General features: G+C 68.4%; 13 protein-coding genes and 1 riboswitch. Of the genes, 5 read left to right on the forward strand and 8 right to left on the reverse strand.

Features of this window, described 5'->3' with window-relative positions:
* Nucleotides 1-3: 3 nt before the first annotated feature.
* Nucleotides 4-1,320, reverse strand: a complete 1,317-nt coding sequence (locus tag LJ754_RS16060) for a bifunctional o-acetylhomoserine/o-acetylserine sulfhydrylase (protein ID WP_227927333.1) — start codon at nucleotides 1,318-1,320, stop codon at nucleotides 4-6.
* Between the two features lie 89 nt (nucleotides 1,321-1,409).
* A riboswitch (SAM riboswitch) is annotated at nucleotides 1,410-1,526 on the reverse strand.
* 161 nt (nucleotides 1,527-1,687) lie between these two features.
* Between LJ754_RS16060 and LJ754_RS16065 the strand changes: the two genes are divergently transcribed.
* The 3 genes from LJ754_RS16065 (at nucleotide 1,688) to LJ754_RS16075 (ending at nucleotide 4,424) form a co-directional block, all read left to right on the forward strand.
* Nucleotides 1,688-2,338: a VOC family protein gene (locus LJ754_RS16065; protein WP_227927334.1), complete on the forward strand. Its 651-nt coding sequence runs from the start codon at nucleotides 1,688-1,690 to the stop codon at nucleotides 2,336-2,338.
* A 150-nt stretch (nucleotides 2,339-2,488) separates the two neighbouring features.
* The gene (locus tag LJ754_RS16070; RefSeq protein ID WP_227927335.1) at nucleotides 2,489-3,463 is read left to right on the forward strand and encodes an endonuclease domain-containing protein; all 975 of its coding nucleotides are present in this window, start codon (nucleotides 2,489-2,491) and stop codon (nucleotides 3,461-3,463) included.
* Between the two features lie 130 nt (nucleotides 3,464-3,593).
* Nucleotides 3,594-4,424, forward strand: a complete 831-nt coding sequence (locus tag LJ754_RS16075) for an alpha/beta fold hydrolase (RefSeq protein ID WP_227927336.1) — start codon at nucleotides 3,594-3,596, stop codon at nucleotides 4,422-4,424.
* 75 nt (nucleotides 4,425-4,499) lie between these two features.
* Here the strand turns inward: LJ754_RS16075 and LJ754_RS16080 are convergent, their stop codons facing one another.
* The 7 genes from LJ754_RS16080 to LJ754_RS16110 all read right to left on the reverse strand — a co-directional run bounded on the left by LJ754_RS16080 (nucleotide 4,500) and on the right by LJ754_RS16110 (nucleotide 13,714).
* The gene (locus tag LJ754_RS16080) at nucleotides 4,500-6,329 is read right to left on the reverse strand and encodes a glycoside hydrolase family 2 protein (RefSeq protein WP_227927337.1); all 1,830 of its coding nucleotides are present in this window, start codon (nucleotides 6,327-6,329) and stop codon (nucleotides 4,500-4,502) included.
* A 26-nt stretch (nucleotides 6,330-6,355) separates the two neighbouring features.
* On the reverse strand, nucleotides 6,356-7,144 hold the full coding sequence (locus LJ754_RS16085; RefSeq protein WP_442860346.1) for a CPBP family intramembrane glutamic endopeptidase: 789 nt from the start codon (nucleotides 7,142-7,144) through the stop codon (nucleotides 6,356-6,358).
* A gap of 43 nt (nucleotides 7,145-7,187) precedes the next feature.
* Entirely contained in the window at nucleotides 7,188-8,441 is a 1,254-nt protein-coding gene (locus LJ754_RS16090) for an amidohydrolase family protein (RefSeq protein WP_227927339.1), read from the reverse strand.
* On the reverse strand, nucleotides 8,438-9,835 hold the full coding sequence (locus tag LJ754_RS16095) for a formimidoylglutamate deiminase (protein ID WP_227927340.1): 1,398 nt from the start codon (nucleotides 9,833-9,835) through the stop codon (nucleotides 8,438-8,440). The genes LJ754_RS16090 and LJ754_RS16095 overlap by 4 nt, the downstream gene beginning before the upstream one ends.
* Nucleotides 9,832-11,058: an allantoate amidohydrolase gene (locus LJ754_RS16100; RefSeq protein WP_227927341.1), complete on the reverse strand. Its 1,227-nt coding sequence runs from the start codon at nucleotides 11,056-11,058 to the stop codon at nucleotides 9,832-9,834. Before LJ754_RS16100 ends, LJ754_RS16095 begins: the two co-directional genes overlap by 4 nt.
* 9 nt (nucleotides 11,059-11,067) lie before the next feature.
* Nucleotides 11,068-12,753 carry a urocanate hydratase gene (locus LJ754_RS16105; protein ID WP_227927342.1) on the reverse strand — a complete coding sequence of 562 codons (1,686 nt, stop codon included), beginning with the start codon at nucleotides 12,751-12,753 and terminating at the stop codon, nucleotides 11,068-11,070.
* Nucleotides 12,754-12,889: 136 nt separating this feature from the next.
* Nucleotides 12,890-13,714: an IclR family transcriptional regulator gene (locus tag LJ754_RS16110; protein ID WP_227913912.1), complete on the reverse strand. Its 825-nt coding sequence runs from the start codon at nucleotides 13,712-13,714 to the stop codon at nucleotides 12,890-12,892.
* 181 nt (nucleotides 13,715-13,895) lie between these two features.
* On the opposite strand from LJ754_RS16110, the gene hutH reads away from it, so the two are divergent.
* Together hutH and LJ754_RS16120 are read left to right on the forward strand one after the other, a co-directional pair.
* Entirely contained in the window at nucleotides 13,896-15,464 is a 1,569-nt protein-coding gene (gene hutH / locus LJ754_RS16115) for a histidine ammonia-lyase (RefSeq protein ID WP_227927343.1), read from the forward strand.
* 28 nt (nucleotides 15,465-15,492) lie between these two features.
* Nucleotides 15,493-15,783 (forward strand): acylphosphatase, encoded by a 291-nt coding sequence (locus tag LJ754_RS16120; RefSeq protein WP_227913910.1) that lies wholly within the window; start codon nucleotides 15,493-15,495, stop codon nucleotides 15,781-15,783.
* Nucleotides 15,784-15,956: the final 173 nt, after the last annotated feature.

Consider the following 15,956-nt stretch of genomic DNA (forward strand, 5'->3'; position numbering starts at 1 on the left):
GGCTCAGGCTCCCTTGGCGGCCCGGAAGCCGGCATCGAGGTCCGCCAGGATGTCATCGATGTGTTCAATGCCCACGGACAGCCGCACCAGCCCCGGGCTGACCCCTGCCGCCAGCTGCGCCTCTGCACCGAGCTGGCTGTGTGTGGTCGACGCCGGGTGAATGACCAGCGAGCGCACGTCCCCCACGTTGGCCACGTGGGAATGCAGTTCCAGTCCGTCGACAAACCGCTTCCCGGCGTCCACCCCGCCGTCGATCTCGAAGGACACAATCGCGCCGGTGCCGCGCGGACCGTACTTGCGTCCGCGCTCAAACCAGGGACTGGATTCCAGACCCGCGTACGCCACCGAGACGACGTCGTCGTGCCCCTCGAGCCAGTTGGCAACGGCGACGGCGTTGGCTACGTGCCGCTCCACCCGCAGGCTCAGGGTTTCCAGTCCCTGCGCAACGAGGAACGCGTTGAACGGGGACACCGCCGAACCGAGGTCGCGCAGCAGCTGCACCCGGGCCTTGAGGATATAGGCCAGGTTGGCGCCCAGCGCACCGTTCACGCCCAGGTCCCGGGCATAGACCAGGCCGTTGTAGCTCTCATCGGGGGTGTTGAAGCCGGGGAACTTCTCCGGGTCGGCGGCGAAGTCGAAGTTGCCCGAATCCACGATCACTCCGGCAATGGAAGTCCCGTGCCCGCCCAGATACTTGGTGGCCGAATGCACCACAATGTCCGCACCCCACTCAATCGGCCGGATCAGGTACGGCGTGGAGAGGGTGTTGTCCACAATCAGGGGAACGCCGGCGTCGTGCGCGACGGCGCTGATGCCCTCCAGGTCCAGCACGTCCTGCCGCGGGTTGGAGACCACCTCGCCGAAGAACGCCTTGGTGTTGGGCTGCACCGCTGCCCGCCACTGCTGAAGGTCATCCGGGTCCTGCACAAACGTGGTGTCGATCCCGAACTTCTTCAACGTGTGCCGAAGCAGGTTGTAGGTGCCGCCGTACAGGCTGGGACTGGCCACGATGTGGTCACCGGCATGGGCTACGTTGAGCAGCGCAAAGGTTTCCGCTGCCTGCCCCGAGGCCAGCAGCAGCGCGCCGACGCCGCCCTCCAGGGAAGCGATCCGGTTTTCCACCGCTTCCTGGGTCGGGTTGCCGATCCGGGTATAGATGGGTTCCAGTTCGGCCAGCGCGAACCGGTTCGCGGCGGCCTCAGCGCTGGGAAACACAAAGGACGACGTCTGATAGATCGGCAAGGCACGCGCGCCGGTGACGGCGTCGGGCTCCTGGCCTACGTGGATCTGGCGGGTTTCAAAAGACCAATCTGCACTCATGATGCTCCCTCATACCAGGGGCCGCACAACGCCGTCGTTCCGGTTTTGGGTACACGAACGTGCACACCGGAATTCCGGTAGGGCTGCGGGGCCCGCGCTTGCCGGACGCCCTCTTGGCGTACAGCCAGGTCTTCACCCGGGGCACCCCACCGCGGTTGGAGGGTTGCCGGCCAGCAAGCCGGGGCTATCTGCTGGCACTCATGACCTGCACCTATGAAAACCGATAGCCGGGCCCAGCGCAACCTTCATGACTTTGCGTGAAACCCGGTGGCGCCCCGATCCGCAGTTTCGCTTCCGCCGGCACTGAAATTGGCGGTAAGGAGGTCCTAAGTCGAGACGGTGGTCACAACGTGCCACAATGAGCCGCATGCGCTTGGATCATGTTTCTTACGCCTGTGAATCTGACGGTCTTTTGGCCACCACCGAGAGGATTGCTGCTGCCCTCGGCGCCGACTTCGTTAAGGGTGGCGTCCACCCCCGATTCGGTACCCGCAATATGATCCTCCCCCTGGCCAACAACCAGTACGTCGAGGTTGTGGAGGTGCTCAACCACCCGGCATCGGACAAGGCCCCCTTCGGCCAGGCCGTGCGCCAGCGCTCCGAATCCGGCGGCGGCTGGATGGGCTGGTGTGTTGCGGTGGATGACCTCTCGCCCTTCGAAGAGCGGCTGGGCCGTTCCTCCGTGCCGGGCAACCGGAAGTTTCCGGACGGCCAGGAGCTGACCTGGCAGCAGATCGGCATCAACGGCCTGATTGCCGATCCGCAGGTGCCCTACCTGCTGCGCTGGGATGACGGGACCGAGGCACTGCACCCGTCCAACGCCATTCCCGGCATGCCCGGCTCCGTGAAGCTGAGCTCGCTGACCATTGCCGGTTCCGCCGCCCGGGTCAGCGACTGGCTGGGCACCCGTGTCGAGGAGCCGCTGGACGGCGTCGGCGTCACCTGGATTGCTCCGGCCGGCACACCGGGCGTTATGTCGGTAACCTTCGACACCAGCAAGGGTCCCGTCGAGATCTAGGGTCGGGTTTTCCTGCCGGGTTGGATTTCTGCTGCCGGTTGGAAGCGGCAGCAGCAACCCAAACCGGTCGATTCCTCTAACCTGCCAAACTTTCCACAGTGCGCAACGGCACGCTCGCCGGAAAACCGTGCACGCCGTATGCCTGTTTCCATGGATCAGGAACTTCTCTTTGCGGCCGACACCGCGAACACCCTGGCTAAACCACTGGCGCTGCGCTGCGCCGCAGGCGAATTGGTGCGGATACGGCGGGGCGTCTACGTCGGTGCTGCTGCCTGGGCCCACATGCCCCGCTGGGAACGGGACCGCTTGCGGATTGTTGCGGCACTGGAGAGCGGATCAGGGTCAAGGGTGCTGCTCCAGGAATCAGCGGCAGCAATGTGGGGGATTCCCGTCATCGGTTCCCCACCGGAAGTGCTGTTGCTTGCATCCGACAGCTCCCACGGCCGGCGCCGCGGCGACCTGCGATGGACCAGACGGAAGCTCTTGGAACCACTGGCGTGCCGGGACGGTGTGCAGCTCACGTCCCGCGCCCAGACGGTCATCGATATGGCTGCCTATCTTCCTTTTGAGCAGGCCGTCCCGGCCATGGACCATGTGCTGCGGCCCGACCCGACCCGAGAGTTTCCGTCGCTCAGCAAGGACTACCTGCACGCCGTTGCGTCACAGCTTCCGGACCGGGCGAAGCACTCTCGAGCGGTGAGGGTCATAGATTTCGCCGATGCGCGGTCTGAATCCCCCGGCGAGTCTTTCTCTCGTGCAATTCTTCACAAGCACGGTTTTCCGGCTCCCGAGTTGCAGCACGAGTTCCGTTCCGCCGGTGGGCGCTTCCTTGGCCGTACCGATTTCTATTGGCCGGAGCAAAAGCTCGTGGGCGAATTTGACGGTGCTGTGAAATACGGGCGAGGCACTATGGCGTTTCCGAGTGGAAAGAGCATGCCGCCTTCCTGGGAGACGCTGACACGCGAGAAACAGCGTGAAGACGCAATCCGGGCGACAGGCGTGCGGTTCATTCGCTGGTCCTGGAACGACGTCACAGGATCCCCTCAGGATCCGGAGGGGTTGGTCCAATGCCTGGTTCGTGCAGGTCTGCCACGGAAACGGGGCGGCAAATCTGCTGCCGGTTAGCGATTCTGCCCGCGCTGCACATACCTGCTGCCAGCTGTATACGGCAGCAGAAACGTCAACCGGTTGAATTTTCCCAAACCGGAGCGTTTCCGGCGCAGGAGGGAGATACCGCACCGGTAAGTTGGTCCGAATGGAAAGAATCACGGCACCGGATGGTGTGCAGATATGCGTGCAACTCGAAGGCGCCGGTGACCAGCCGCCTGTTCTGGTGCTTCCGGGCGGACCGTGCCGCGACCCGGCCTACCTGGGTGACCTGACGGGACTGGCCGCCGTGCGTCCGCTTGCCGTTCTCCATCCGCGGGGAACCCCCGCCACCGGTGGACTGTCCCGCGGTTGGTGGAATGACGCGGCGGACGCCATCGCGGTTGCCGATGCGCTGGGCCTGCCCGGCTTCGATATCCTCGCCCACTCTGCAGGGACGCGCCTGGCCCTGGCGGCCGCTGCGCAGTTCCCCGGACGCGTCCGCTCAATGGCCCTGGTCACGCCGGCCGCAGCCTGGCTAACCGGCGCGGTGCACGACGGCCCTGATCTTGCCGCCCGCCGGTCCGAGCCGCTGGTCGACGCAGCCCTCACCTCGATGTCCGGGGTGCAGCCCGGCACGGAGGATGAGTTCCAGCATGCCCTGAAGGTGGAGGCCCCCGCCGGATATGCCCGCTGGGCAGCACCTGAGCGGCAGCACTCCGGCGTCGGGGCGATGACCCTCGCCGCAGCATCGGCCTGGTTCAACCAGATCCCCGGCGACGCCGCCGCCCGGATCCTTGCCTCGCCGCAGCCGCCCACCTTGGTGGTGGGCGGCCAAGAGGACATCCTCTCCAGCGTCGGCCCCGTCCGCGCGTATGCCAATGCCCTCGGCGCCGAGCTCGCGTTCCTGCCCGACTGCGGACACTACCCCTGGATCGAGCAGCCCGAAGCCTTCGTCCGAATCATGGAGGGCTGGCTGCGGATTCCCGCTGCCGGTTAGGGATTCTCCTGCCGGTTTGGGAAATCCCTCCGCTGCGCCGTGGCAGGGATTTCCCAAACCGGTCGATTTCTCTAACTAGGAACCGGCGGCGCGGATCAGCCGGGCGTTGAGCTCCCGCACCGTGCCGGCATCGATCTTCAGCACGGCCCGGTCATAGGTGAGCAGGCCGTTGTCCTCGTCCTCGACGTCGGTCAGCTGGGTGTAGACCGTGGCCGCCAGGCCGCGGGCCACCGCGGGTTCGATCTGCCGCAGCATCAGCAGCCGGTACGCCCGTTTCAGAGCCGCGCGGCTCCGGAAGCTGCGGTAACCGTGCTCCTTGGCGTTGAACGTGTGGCCCGGGATGCGCAGGCTGTAGCCGCCGTATTCGGACAGTACGACGGCGCGGCCGCCCCGCAGCCAGCCCTTCCGCAGCCGGAACGGCACCACGTAGACGTGCACGCTCTTCAGGTCTCCCCCGCCCTGGTCATGCCAGCCGCTGGCGTGGTCGATGGTGCGGGTGGGGTCCAGCCGGCGCAGCAGGTGAGCGGCGGCATTGGCGTCAAACTGGCCCCAGCCCTCGTTGAACGGCACCCAGACGGCCAGGGATACCGCGTTCTGCAGCAGTTCCACGGTGCCGCGCAGTTCGGCCAGAAACTCTTGGCGCCCCTGCTCGTCGTCCCGTCCGAAGACCAGGTACGCGTCGTCGCTGCGGTGCGGCGCCCCGGCCGCCGGCGGCCTGATCACCGAGTTCCGGTAGGTGCTGCCGCCGTTGACCAGGTCCTGCCAGACCAGGATCCCCAGCCGGTCGCAGTGGTAATACCAGCGCAGCGGCTCAATCTTGATGTGCTTGCGCAGCATGGTGAAGCCCAGGTCCTTGGCGCGGCGGATGTCTGAGGCGAGCGCCGCGTCCGACGGCGCCGTGTAGAGCCCGTCCGGCCAGTAGCCCTGGTCCAGCAGCCCGGCATGGAAGTACGGACGGCCGTTGAGCAGCAGCCGCTGCCGCCCCTTCGCGTCGGGTCCCATGCCGACGGTCCGCAGCCCGGTGTAGCTTTGCACCCGGTCCACTTCGCGGCCGCCGTCGAGCAGCCGCACCTCGACGTCGTACAGGAACGGGTCTTCGGGGGTCCACAGGTGCGGGTCCGGCACGCGGATACGCGAGGGCACACCGGGTACGACGGCGGCCTCGGCCACGGTGTGTCCGCCGGCGGAGAGGGTAACAACGGCGGTCAGGTCCGGGCCTCCGTCCGCCGAACCGCCTTCCCCGGCACCCGGCCCGGCACCGCCGTCGAGCAGCACCGTGATGTCCACAGACTCGAGGCCGGGGACCAGTGCCAGCCGCCCGATGCTGATCCGCGGCACCGATTCCAGCCACACGGTCTGCCAGATGCCGGACTGGGCGGTGTACCAGATCCCGCCGCGGTCCAGCTTTTGCTTGCCCCGGCTGTGGTAACCGGTGTCGCTGATATCCCGGACCCGGACCACAATTTCCTGCCCGGAATCCCCGGACTGCCCGTCCAGGACCAGGGCGTCGGTGACGTCCAGCGTGAACGGCAGGTAGCCGCCCACATGGCCGCCCACCGGGATCCCGTTAACCGTCACCGTGCAGCTCTGGTCCACGGCGCCGAAGTGCAGCAGCACCCGCTCGCCGGCGAACCCCTCGGGCAGCCGGACCGTCCGGCGGTACCACAGCGCCTGGTCCGGCTGCAGTTGGCGGCCGACGCCGGACAGCGGGGCCTCCGGCGAGAACGGCACCAGGATCTGCCCCGCCCAGGTGTCCGGCGGCTCCTGCTCAGCGGCGGGGGTCACGGCGTACTGCCAGTACCCGTTGAGGTTGAGGTAGCTGTCCCGGACCAGCTGCGGGCGCGGGTATTCCTGGAGCACCGCGTCCGGGTCCAGGGCCGATCCCCAGGCGGTCAGCAGTGTCACAGTGTCTCCATTTCCGGATGCCATGCTCAGTTGCCGATGCCGATGGCCGGGCCGAACAGCGCAAACCCGACAAAGCCCGTGATGTCCACCAGGGCGTGGGCGATGACCAGCGGCATCACGCGCCGGGTTTTGGCGTAGACCGCACCGAACAGCAGGCCCATCAGGAAATTGCCTATCCCGGGGCCGATGCCCTGGTACAGGTGGTAGCTGCCGCGGATCAGGGCGCTGGTGAGGATGATCGCCGGGGCACCCCAGCCCAGCTGCCGCAGCCGGGTGAACAGGTAGCCCACCACAATCACCTCTTCGAGCACCGCGTGCCGCACGGCGGAGAGGATGAGCACCGGCAGCGTCCACCAGTAAGTGTCCAGCGCAGCGGGAACCAGCGCGGTGGTGATCCCCAGCGCCCGGCCGGCCGCATACACGCCCAGGGTTCCGACGCAGATCACTGCCGCCAGCCCCACCCCCAGCAGGAAATCGCGCAGCGGCTTCTCGAAGGTGAACCCGATCCGGCGGAAGGCCGACTTGCCCGGTTCGGTCAGCAGGAAGAGCACCAGCGCCACCGGAACCAGGGAGAAGAAGATCCCCAGCAGCTGGTACACCAGGTCGAACCAGGGCTGCTCGTCCAGCACCGGGTTCAAGGTGGTGGTCTGACCGCCCAGGGGCGCTTCAGTCGCCTTTTCGATCAGCTCGACGACGGCGTAAACCCCGGACCTGCCCAGGGACAGTCCGAGCACAATCAGGATTTCGAAGACCAGCATCCGCCGGGCCCGGGGATCCAGTGCACCGGCCGGGGCGGAAGGGGAAGCAGCACGCATGGTGTCCATTCTGCCGGACGGAGTGCATGCACCGCCCCGTGGCTCAGCGCACCTGCTGCCCGGCCCGCCACACCGCACCTGTGAGCGGCATGCCCGGCCGGTAGGCCAGGTGAGCCGCGGAGGGCGCGTTCAGCAGCTGCAAATCCGCACGGTGCCCGACGGCGAGCGATCCCACCGCCCGCTGCCCGTCCCGGTCTTTCCCGGTGTGCATGCGAAGGGCCAGGGCTCCGCCGAAGGTGGCGGCCCGGAGCGCCTCCTGAACGGTGAGGCCCATCTGCAGCACGGCCGTAGCCACACAAAAGTTCATCGAGCTGGTGTAGGAAGTGCCCGGATTGCAGTTGGAGGCGAGCGCCACCTGCACGCCGGCATCCAGCAGCTGCCGTGCCGGAGCCAGTGGTGCACGGGTGGACAGGTCGCACGCGGGCAGGCAGGTGGCCACCGTCCCGGGGACGCCGGCAGCACCAAGCCCAACGCCGTTCCCTTGCGCCCACGTCCCGGCGAGGGCATCGATGTCCTCGTTCGTCAGGTAGTTCACGTGATCCACGCTTGCCGCCCCGAACTCCACGGCCAGGCGCACCCCGGCACCGTGGCCCAGCTGGTTGCCGTGCACCCGCAGCCCCAGGCCGGCGTCGCGGCAGGCCTGCAGCACCCGGCGGGACTGATCCTCGGTAAAGGCGCCCACCTCGCAAAAGACGTCGGCCCACTGCACATACGGCAGCACGGCTTCGAGCATGTCGGTGCAGACCAGGTCCGTATATTCCTCTGCATCAGCACCGGCCGGAACCAGATGCGCGCCCAGGTAGGTCACCTGGTTCGCGACCGTGGACGCAATCCGGGCGTGCCGCCGCTCTTCCTCCACACCCAGCCCGTAGCCGGTCTTGGTTTCCAGATATGTAGTGCCGCCGGCTGCGGCCTCGGCAACGCGTGCCAGCAGCAGCCGGGTCAGCTCGTAATCCGAGGCGTCCCGGGTGGCGCCGGTGGTGACGGCGATGCCGCCGGCCGCGTAGGACTCTCCCGCCATGCGCGCCTCAAACTCCGCGCCGCGGTCCCCTGCAAAAACCAGGTGCGTGTGGGAGTCCACCCATCCCGGCAGCCCCGCCCGCCCGCCGGCGTCGATCACCACATCAGCGGCCGGCGCCGCCGAGGCCGCACCGATCCAGCTGATCCGTTCTCCCTCAAACACCACGGCAGCATCCCGCAGCACGGAACCGTCCGCTCCTCGGGACTGGTCCTGGGTGGAGAGCTCGCCGATGTTGGTGACCAGTATTGCTGCCGGGGGCTGGGTGGATGCGCTCATGAGTCTTTCGTGGTTGCGGCGGGTGGCGTGCGGTGCCGGGACGAGTCCACGGCGGCGACGGCGGCTGACAGCAGAACGGCCGGGTCGCCCAGGCGGCTGTGCAGCCCGTTCCGGGCCAGGATGCGGCCGCCGACGACGACGGTGTGCACATCCGCGGACGTAGCGGTAAGTGCCAGCTGGCCCGCCTCCGAACCGGCGGTACGGATGGTTCGGAGATCCACTGACATCAGATCACAGGTTTGTCCGACGGCCAGCCCGGGCGCCGGCCGTCCCTGCGCTTCCGCTCCGGCACGGGAAACGGCAGTGTGCAAATCCGCCGGGGCAAAGCGGCCGCGTTTCCCGGAGCGGAGGCGTTCCCCGTGTTCCAGCGCCCGCATCTCCAGCCAGGGATCAACGACGGCGTGCTGGTCGGTGCCCAGCGCTATCCGGGCACCCGCAGCGCGCAGCTGTGCCGCGGGGCCGATCCCGTCAGCCAGGTCCGCCTCCGTAGTGGGACACAGAACCACAGTTGCGCCGGCATTGCCGAGGACCGTGATGTCTTCGGCACCCAGATGGGTGGCATGAACCGCCGATAGCCGCCGGGTCACCAGTCCGTGCTTGGCCAGCAGCAGTGCCGGGGTGAGTCCGGTGGCTGCTACACAGGCTTCGTTCTCGGCTGGCTGTTCGGAGAGGTGGATGTGCAGCGGCAGGTCCGCGGGAAGGTTCCGGGAGATCAGTTCCAGTTCCTCCTCCGGAACACCGCGCACGGAGTGCAGCGCAGCGGCAACGCTGACCTGTGCCGGATCGAATTCTTCCGCGAACGCTTCCCGGAGGGAGGCCAGCCGCTGCAGCCAGGCGGCGCCGTCGCGGTCACCGAACCGCAGCTGGCCCCGGGTGAGCGGCGCGCCGAACCCGCCGGCCAGATAACAGGTATCCAGAAGGGTCAGCCGGATGCCTGCGGCGACGGCTGCCCGTGCCAGGGCCCGCTCCATGGCATGCGCCTGCCCGTAGGGGCTGCCGTCCGGCTGGTGGTGGACATAATGGAACTCGGCCACCGAGGTCCAGCCGGTGACCACCATTTCCGTGAACACCGCCGTGGCAAGCTGCCCGTACAGGTCCGGGGTCAGTGTGGCGGCGGCCTCGTACATCTGCTCGCGCCAGGTCCAGAAGCTGCCCGTGCCGGCGTCGTGCGTGCGGCCGCGCAGGATCCGGTGGAAGGCATGGGAGTGGGCATTCGACGCCGCCGGAAACGTCACGCCGGCCAGCCGGCAGTCACCTGCGCGGGCAGGGACGCCGGTTTCGGAGCTTGTCACTGTTCCCAACGCATCGACCTCCAGCCGGACACCGCCAACAACGCCCCCGTTGATCCAACCCTGCTCGCACCAGAAGGACGCCTGCCGGTCCGGCGCACTCACAGCAGGTCCTGCAGCACATCCGCGAGGGCCACCGCGCCGGCGTCTGCGTCGGCGTCCTCCACATACTCCTCCGGCGAGTGGCTGATCCCGGTGGGATTGCGGACAAACAGCATGCCGGCGGGCACGTGCCCGGCGAGGATCCCGGCGTCGTGCCCGGCACCGGTGGGCAGCACGGGCGCCCCCGGCAGCGACAGCTCCAGGCTGCGCCGCAGCCCGGCGTCGAAATCCGTGGTCCCGGTCCAGGATTCCCGGGTCAGGGAAATGGTGCAGCCCTCGAACGCGGCGATCTTCTGCGCCTTGCCGTGGATGGTATCCACCAGGTCCAGCGCGGCGGCGTCCTGCGGGTGCCGGGCGTCCAGCCACAGATCCACCCGGGAAGCGATGACGTTGGTGCCGCCGGGCACGGGTTCGATCCGTCCCACCGTGGCCCGGGCGCCTTCCACGCCGGACGCGGCCTGCTGCACCGCGAGGATGATCTGCGCGGCGGCCACCATGGGATCTGCGCGGTCCGCCATCGCAGTGGTTCCGGCGTGGTTGCCCTGCCCGGTTATGCTCATCCGCCAGCGGCCGTGGCCCAGGACGGACCCGCCGACGGCGACTGCCGGACCGCCGTCGCCCAGCCCCCTGCCCTGCTCCACATGCAGTTCCACAAAGTCCCCGATGCGGGCAAGGGCCTGCCCGTCCCTGCCCAGCAGCTCCGGGTCCAGTCCGTTGGCACGGGCTGCTTCGGCGAATGTGGTGCCGTCTGCGTCGCGCAGGTTCCGTGCCTTGTCGGGGTCGATCGCGCCGGTGAGCAGGCGCGAACCCAGGCAGGCCACACCGAAGCGGGACCCTTCCTCTTCCGGGAACACGGCAATGGCCAGGGACCGTCGGGGCTCGACGCCGCGGCTGCGCAGGATGTCGACGGCGGCGAGCGCCGAGGCCACTCCCAGTGGTCCGTCGAAGGCTCCGCCGCCGGGCACGGAATCCAGGTGGCTGCCGGTAACCAGGGCGCCTTCCTGCGGTTGCCCCCACCAGGCCCAGAGGATCCCGTTGCGGTCGGTTTCCACCGGCAGGCCGCGCCGTTCCGCCTCCGCAGCAAACCACCCGCGCAGGTCCAGCTCCGCGGTGGAAAACACGGGGCGCGAGTAGCCGCCCCGGCGGGGGTCCCGGCCAACGTCCTGGATGGACCCAAGCAGGGAACTGACGCTGGGGATGTTCTTGTCCGTGTACCTATCCCTCATCGGCCCGGCCTATTCGTTCATGGGGATCCGGATACCGCGCTCCTCGGCAACCCGGTTCGCCTGGTCGTACCCGGCGTCGGCGTGGCGGATCACCCCGGTACCCGGATCATTGGCCAGCAGCGTTTCCAGCTTCCGGGCGGCCAGTTCGGTGCCGTCAGCCACGCCCACCTGGCCGGCGTGGATGGACCGGCCGATGCCCACGCCGCCGCCGTGGTGCAGTGATACCCAGGTGGCGCCGGAGGCCGTGTTGAGCAGGGCGTTGAGCAGGGGCCAGTCCGCGACGGCGTCTGACCCGTCCGCCATGGCCTCGGTCTCGCGGTACGGGGACGCGACCGAACCGGAGTCCAAGTGGTCGCGGCCAATGACGATCGGGGCGCTGACCTTGCCTTCGGCGACCAGGGAGTTGAACAGCAGTCCGGCTTTGGCCCGGTCCCCGTAGCCCAGCCAGCAGATGCGGGCGGGCAGTCCTTCGAACTCGACGTGCTCCGCGGCGGCGTCGAGCCAGCGGTGCAGGCGGGTGTTCTCCGGGAAGAGCTCCTTCATGGCCGCGTCCGTGACCGCAATGTCCTGCGGATCGCCGGAGAGCGCCACCCAGCGGAACGGTCCCATCCCCTCGCAGAAGAGCGGGCGGATGTAAGCGGGAACGAAGCCCGGAAACTCAAACGCACGGGCATAACCGCCCTGGCGTGCCTCGTCGCGGATGGAGTTGCCGTAGTCGAACACCTCGGCACCGGCGTCTTGGAAACCCACCATGGCCGCAACATGGCGGGCCATGGATTCGCGGGCCTTCTTGGTGAAGCCCTCGGGGTCCGCAGCAGCCTCCGCGGCCCAGTGTTCCACCGGCACTCCGGCCGGCAGGTAGCTCAGCGGATCGTGTGCGGAGGTCTGGTCCGTGACGATGTCCACGCTGATCTCCCCGGCCTGCTGCCGGCGCAGCAGTTCTTCGAAGACTTCCGCGGCGTTTCCCACCAGCCCCACGGACAGCGCCCGCTTCTCCGCCTTGGCTGCCATGACCTTGGCGACGGCGGTGTCCAGGTCCGTCTCCACCTCCTGCAGGTACCGCTTGCCGGCCCGGCGGCGGAGGCGGGTTTCGTCGACGTCGACAATCAGCACAGCTCCCCCGTTCAGGGTCACTGCCAGCGGCTGGGCACCGCCCATGCCGCCGCAGCCGCCGGTCAGGGTCAGGGTGCCGGCCAGGGTGGCGTTTTCATCCTTGAACAGTTTGCGGGCGACGGCGCCGAAGGTCTCGTAGGTGCCCTGCAGGATGCCCTGGGTGCCGATGTAGATCCAGGATCCGGCAGTCATCTGCCCGTACATCATCAGCCCCTCAGCCTCCAGCCGGCGGAACTCTGGCCAGGTGGCCCAGTCCCCCACCAGGTTGGAGTTGGCGATCAGGACCCGCGGCGCCCACTCGTGGGTGCGGAACACGCCTACGGGTTTGCCGGACTGGACCAGCATGGTCTCGTCATCCGCCAGCGTGGCCAGGGTGCGGATGATCGCGTCATAGGCTTCCCAGCTGCGCGCTGCCCGGCCGGTACCGCCGTAGACCACCAGGTCTGCAGGCCGTTCGGCCACTTCGGGGTCCAGGTTGTTCATCAGCATGCGCAGGGGCGCCTCGGTCTGCCAGCTCTTGGCCGTCAGTGCGGTGCCGCGCGGTGCCCGGATCAGCCGGGCCGGATCGGAGGTGGTTGCCATAGCCCCGACCGTAACCGAGGGGGCCCGGACCGGGCGCTGCTCCGGCGGCAATGTCTGGGATACCAGACCTGTCCCGGCTGGACCATCGGCCGGTCCCGGCCGGTCCCGGCCGGTCCCGGGAGCTACGTTCCGGCAGCTAGGCCCTGGCGGTGCCGCCCAGCCGCCGGGAAATTTCGGCAGCGCAGCGGGTTAGGCCCGGCAGGTGGCGTTCGGCCAGAACGGCCAGGCTGCCACCGGTTCCCTCCGCCGTTTCCCCGTCCGTCCGGCCAGCCGGAGCGTGGTCCCGGTTGTCTGCGGTCACGGTAACGCTGGCAACGGCATGTCCGGCCCGGTCCAGCACCGGCACGGCAAGGGAGGAGAATCCCTCCGTAACCTCGTTCTCTTCCCAGGCATAACCGCGCTCCCGCATCTGTGCCAGCAGGCCGGGCAGGCCCGTTCCACCGGCGCGGGAGGAACGCACCGCCGCAGGATCCGGATACAGCGCCCTGAGCTGGGCACCGGTCATCTGCCCCAGCAGCGCCCTGCCGCTGGCGGTGCGGTGGGCCGGAAGCCGCACACCGGCGTCGGTCACGAGCGGTGGCTGCCGGGGCGCCCGTTCTTCGACCACATAGATCACATCGGTGCCCTGCAGCACCGCCAGATGCGCTGTAGCGCGGCACTGCGCGGCCAGTTTCCGCAGCGGAAACCGTCCGATACGCTGCAGCGGTGCCTGCCTGGCATAGCCGGTCCCCAACTCGTGGGCGGTGGCGCCCAAGGCGTACTTGCGTTCCTCGGGCAGGTGGACGGCGAAACCGTCCGCGGCCAGGGCGGCGAGCAGGTGGTACGTGGTGGACCGCGGCAGGGACAGGTCCCGGGCGACGGCGGCGGCACTCACCGGCCCGGCCTGGGTACCCAGATAACGGAGGATGGCCAGGACCTGGGCCGCAGCGGGAACCTGGACGCGCGAATAGCTGGCGGACATGCGCCGAGTCTAGGGCAGCGTCTGGTATCCCAGAAACACAATCCTGCCCGGAGGTAGGCTCGGCACCGAACTGGTGCTGGGATAGAGGTGCCGGTACAGGCATGCTGGAACAGAGGTGCCGGGACAGGAATGCACCGGCAATGTGGATGACGGAGAGTTTTCTCCGCGAGGACGGAGATACATGGACATCATTTCCCGGGCGGCCGTTGAACTGGGGACCGGTCCGCTGAGCGGCGGCGACATCGTGGCCGTGGCCCGCGGGGGCGCAGAGGTTGCCCTCTCCCCCGAGGCCCTGGCCGCGATGGCATCCTCACGCGGTGTGATTGAAAGCCTCGCCGCAGACGAGAAACCGCATTACGGGGTATCCACCGGTTTTGGCGCCCTGGCGGTCAAGCAGATCCCGCCGGAGCAGCGCACCCAGCTGCAGCGCTCCCTGATCCGCAGCCATGCGGCGTCGTCCGGTGCGGAAGTGGACCGCGAGGTCATCCGGGCCTTGATGCTCAACCGCCTCTCCACCTTGGCCACCGGCCGCACCGGCGTCCGCCCGGAGGTGGCGCTCGCCTATGCCGGTCTCCTGAATGCCGGGATCACCCCCGTGGTGGGTGAGTACGGCTCACTGGGATGCTCCGGCGACCTGGCGCCCCTGTCCCACTGCGCCCTGGCGCTGATGGGCGAGGGCGAGGTCCGCACCCGGGACGGCCGCCTGGTTCCCGCAGCCGCCGGTTTGGCCGAGGCCGGCCTGGAACCGGTCCTGCTGCAGGAAAAGGAAGGCCTGGCGCTGATCAACGGCACCGACGGCATGCTGGGGATGCTGACGCTGGCTATTGCGGATCTGCACCGGCTGCTGGCCATCGCGGACCTGGCGGCGGCAATGAGCGTTGAGGGGTTGCTGGGCAGCGATGCCGTGTTCGCTGCGGACCTCCAGGCGCTGCGGCCCCAGTCCGGACAGGGCGAGTCCGCCGCGAACATCCGGGCGGTCCTGGCCGGGTCGGCCCTGATCGAAGAACAGAAGACCGGCGGCTTCACCCGGGTGCAGGATGCCTACTCGCTGCGCTGCGCCCCGCAGGTGCACGGCGCGGCCCGGTCCACCCTGGGCCACGCCGAATCGGTGGCTGGCGCGGAGCGTGCCTCGGCCATCGACAACCCCGTGGTGACCGTGGACGGACGGCTGGAATCGAACGGCAACTTCCACGGCGCCCCGGTAGCCTATGTGCTGGATTTCCTGGCCATCGCCGTTGCGGACGTGGCGTCCATGAGCGAGCGGCGCACCGACCGTTTCCTGGACCGGTCCCGCAGCCATGGCCTCAACGCCTTCCTGGCCCATGATCCGGGAGTGGATTCCGGCCACATGATCGCCCAGTACACGCAGGCCGGCATAGTGTCCGAACTCAAGCGCCTGGCCGTGCCCGCGTCGGTTGACTCCATTCCTTCCTCCGCCATGCAGGAGGACCACGTGTCCATGGGCTGGGCGGCCGGCCTGAAGCTGCGCCGCTCCCTGGACGGACTGACCCGGGTGCTGGCCATCGAACTGCTGACCTCGGCCCGGGCCCTGGACATGCGCGACGGCGGCCTGGCCGCCCCTCGTTCGGCTCCTGCCGTTACGGCCGTGCGCTCTGCCATCCGTGCCGTGGTTCCGGGGCCGGGCCCGGACCGTTACCTGGCACCCGAGATTGAAGCGGTGCGGGTCCTGGTCGACGACGGCTCTTTGCTGGCCGCTGCGGAGGAACGGATCGGAGCCGGCCTGCTGTGAGCTGCTCCGCCGGGACTACGCTGGGCGGATGAATCAGGAACAGGAACAGACCCGCCGGCTTACCGCCGTCGTCACCGGTGAGGTGCAGGGAGTGGGATTCCGCTACCGGACCATGCAGCAGGCCACGCGGCTTGGCCTCACGGGAGTGGTGTCCAATAACCGGGACGGCTCGGTACTGGTGATTGCCGAGGGCAGCGGCCCGGCCCTGGACGGGCTGCGGGCATTCCTTCAGGGTCCCGAGGCGCCCGGGGCGGTAACCGGGGTGGAAGAACGGTTTTCGGAGGCCACCGCGGAATTCCGGGAGTTCCGGGCACAATAGGTTCCCGGCACCGGGCCTGCCCCCATAGGTAAGCCCCGGGGAACCAAAAGTTAAAAGGAAAACGCCGGCAGACTTGGGGTTGGTTGGGGGAAACAACCCTAGTCTGCCGGCGTCCGGACCGGTCACTACTCGGTCCATTCATCACTCGCACCCTTATGAGGTACTAATTACGA

Source organism: Arthrobacter sp. zg-Y40 (assembly GCF_020731535.1).
Lineage (GTDB): Bacteria > Actinomycetota > Actinomycetes > Actinomycetales > Micrococcaceae > Arthrobacter_B.

Bases quoted from the DNA above. Each gene is read 5' to 3' on its own strand.
- LJ754_RS16090 (WP_227927339.1), bottom strand. From the start codon at position 8,441: ATGAGCGCATCCACCCAGCCCCCGGCAGCAATACTGGTCACCAACATC.
- LJ754_RS16085 (WP_442860346.1), bottom strand. From the start codon at position 7,144: ATGCGTGCTGCTTCCCCTTCCGCCCCGGCCGGTGCACTGGATCCCCGG.
- LJ754_RS16070 (WP_227927335.1), top strand. From the start codon at position 2,489: ATGGATCAGGAACTTCTCTTTGCGGCCGACACCGCGAACACCCTGGCT.
- LJ754_RS16105 (WP_227927342.1), bottom strand. From the start codon at position 12,753: ATGGCAACCACCTCCGATCCGGCCCGGCTGATCCGGGCACCGCGCGGC.
- LJ754_RS16060 (WP_227927333.1), bottom strand. From the start codon at position 1,320: ATGAGTGCAGATTGGTCTTTTGAAACCCGCCAGATCCACGTAGGCCAG.
- LJ754_RS16100 (WP_227927341.1), bottom strand. From the start codon at position 11,058: ATGAGGGATAGGTACACGGACAAGAACATCCCCAGCGTCAGTTCCCTG.
- LJ754_RS16065 (WP_227927334.1), top strand. From the start codon at position 1,688: ATGCGCTTGGATCATGTTTCTTACGCCTGTGAATCTGACGGTCTTTTG.
- hutH (WP_227927343.1), top strand. From the start codon at position 13,896: ATGGACATCATTTCCCGGGCGGCCGTTGAACTGGGGACCGGTCCGCTG.
- LJ754_RS16110 (WP_227913912.1), bottom strand. From the start codon at position 13,714: ATGTCCGCCAGCTATTCGCGCGTCCAGGTTCCCGCTGCGGCCCAGGTC.
- LJ754_RS16075 (WP_227927336.1), top strand. From the start codon at position 3,594: ATGGAAAGAATCACGGCACCGGATGGTGTGCAGATATGCGTGCAACTC.
- LJ754_RS16120 (WP_227913910.1), top strand. From the start codon at position 15,493: ATGAATCAGGAACAGGAACAGACCCGCCGGCTTACCGCCGTCGTCACC.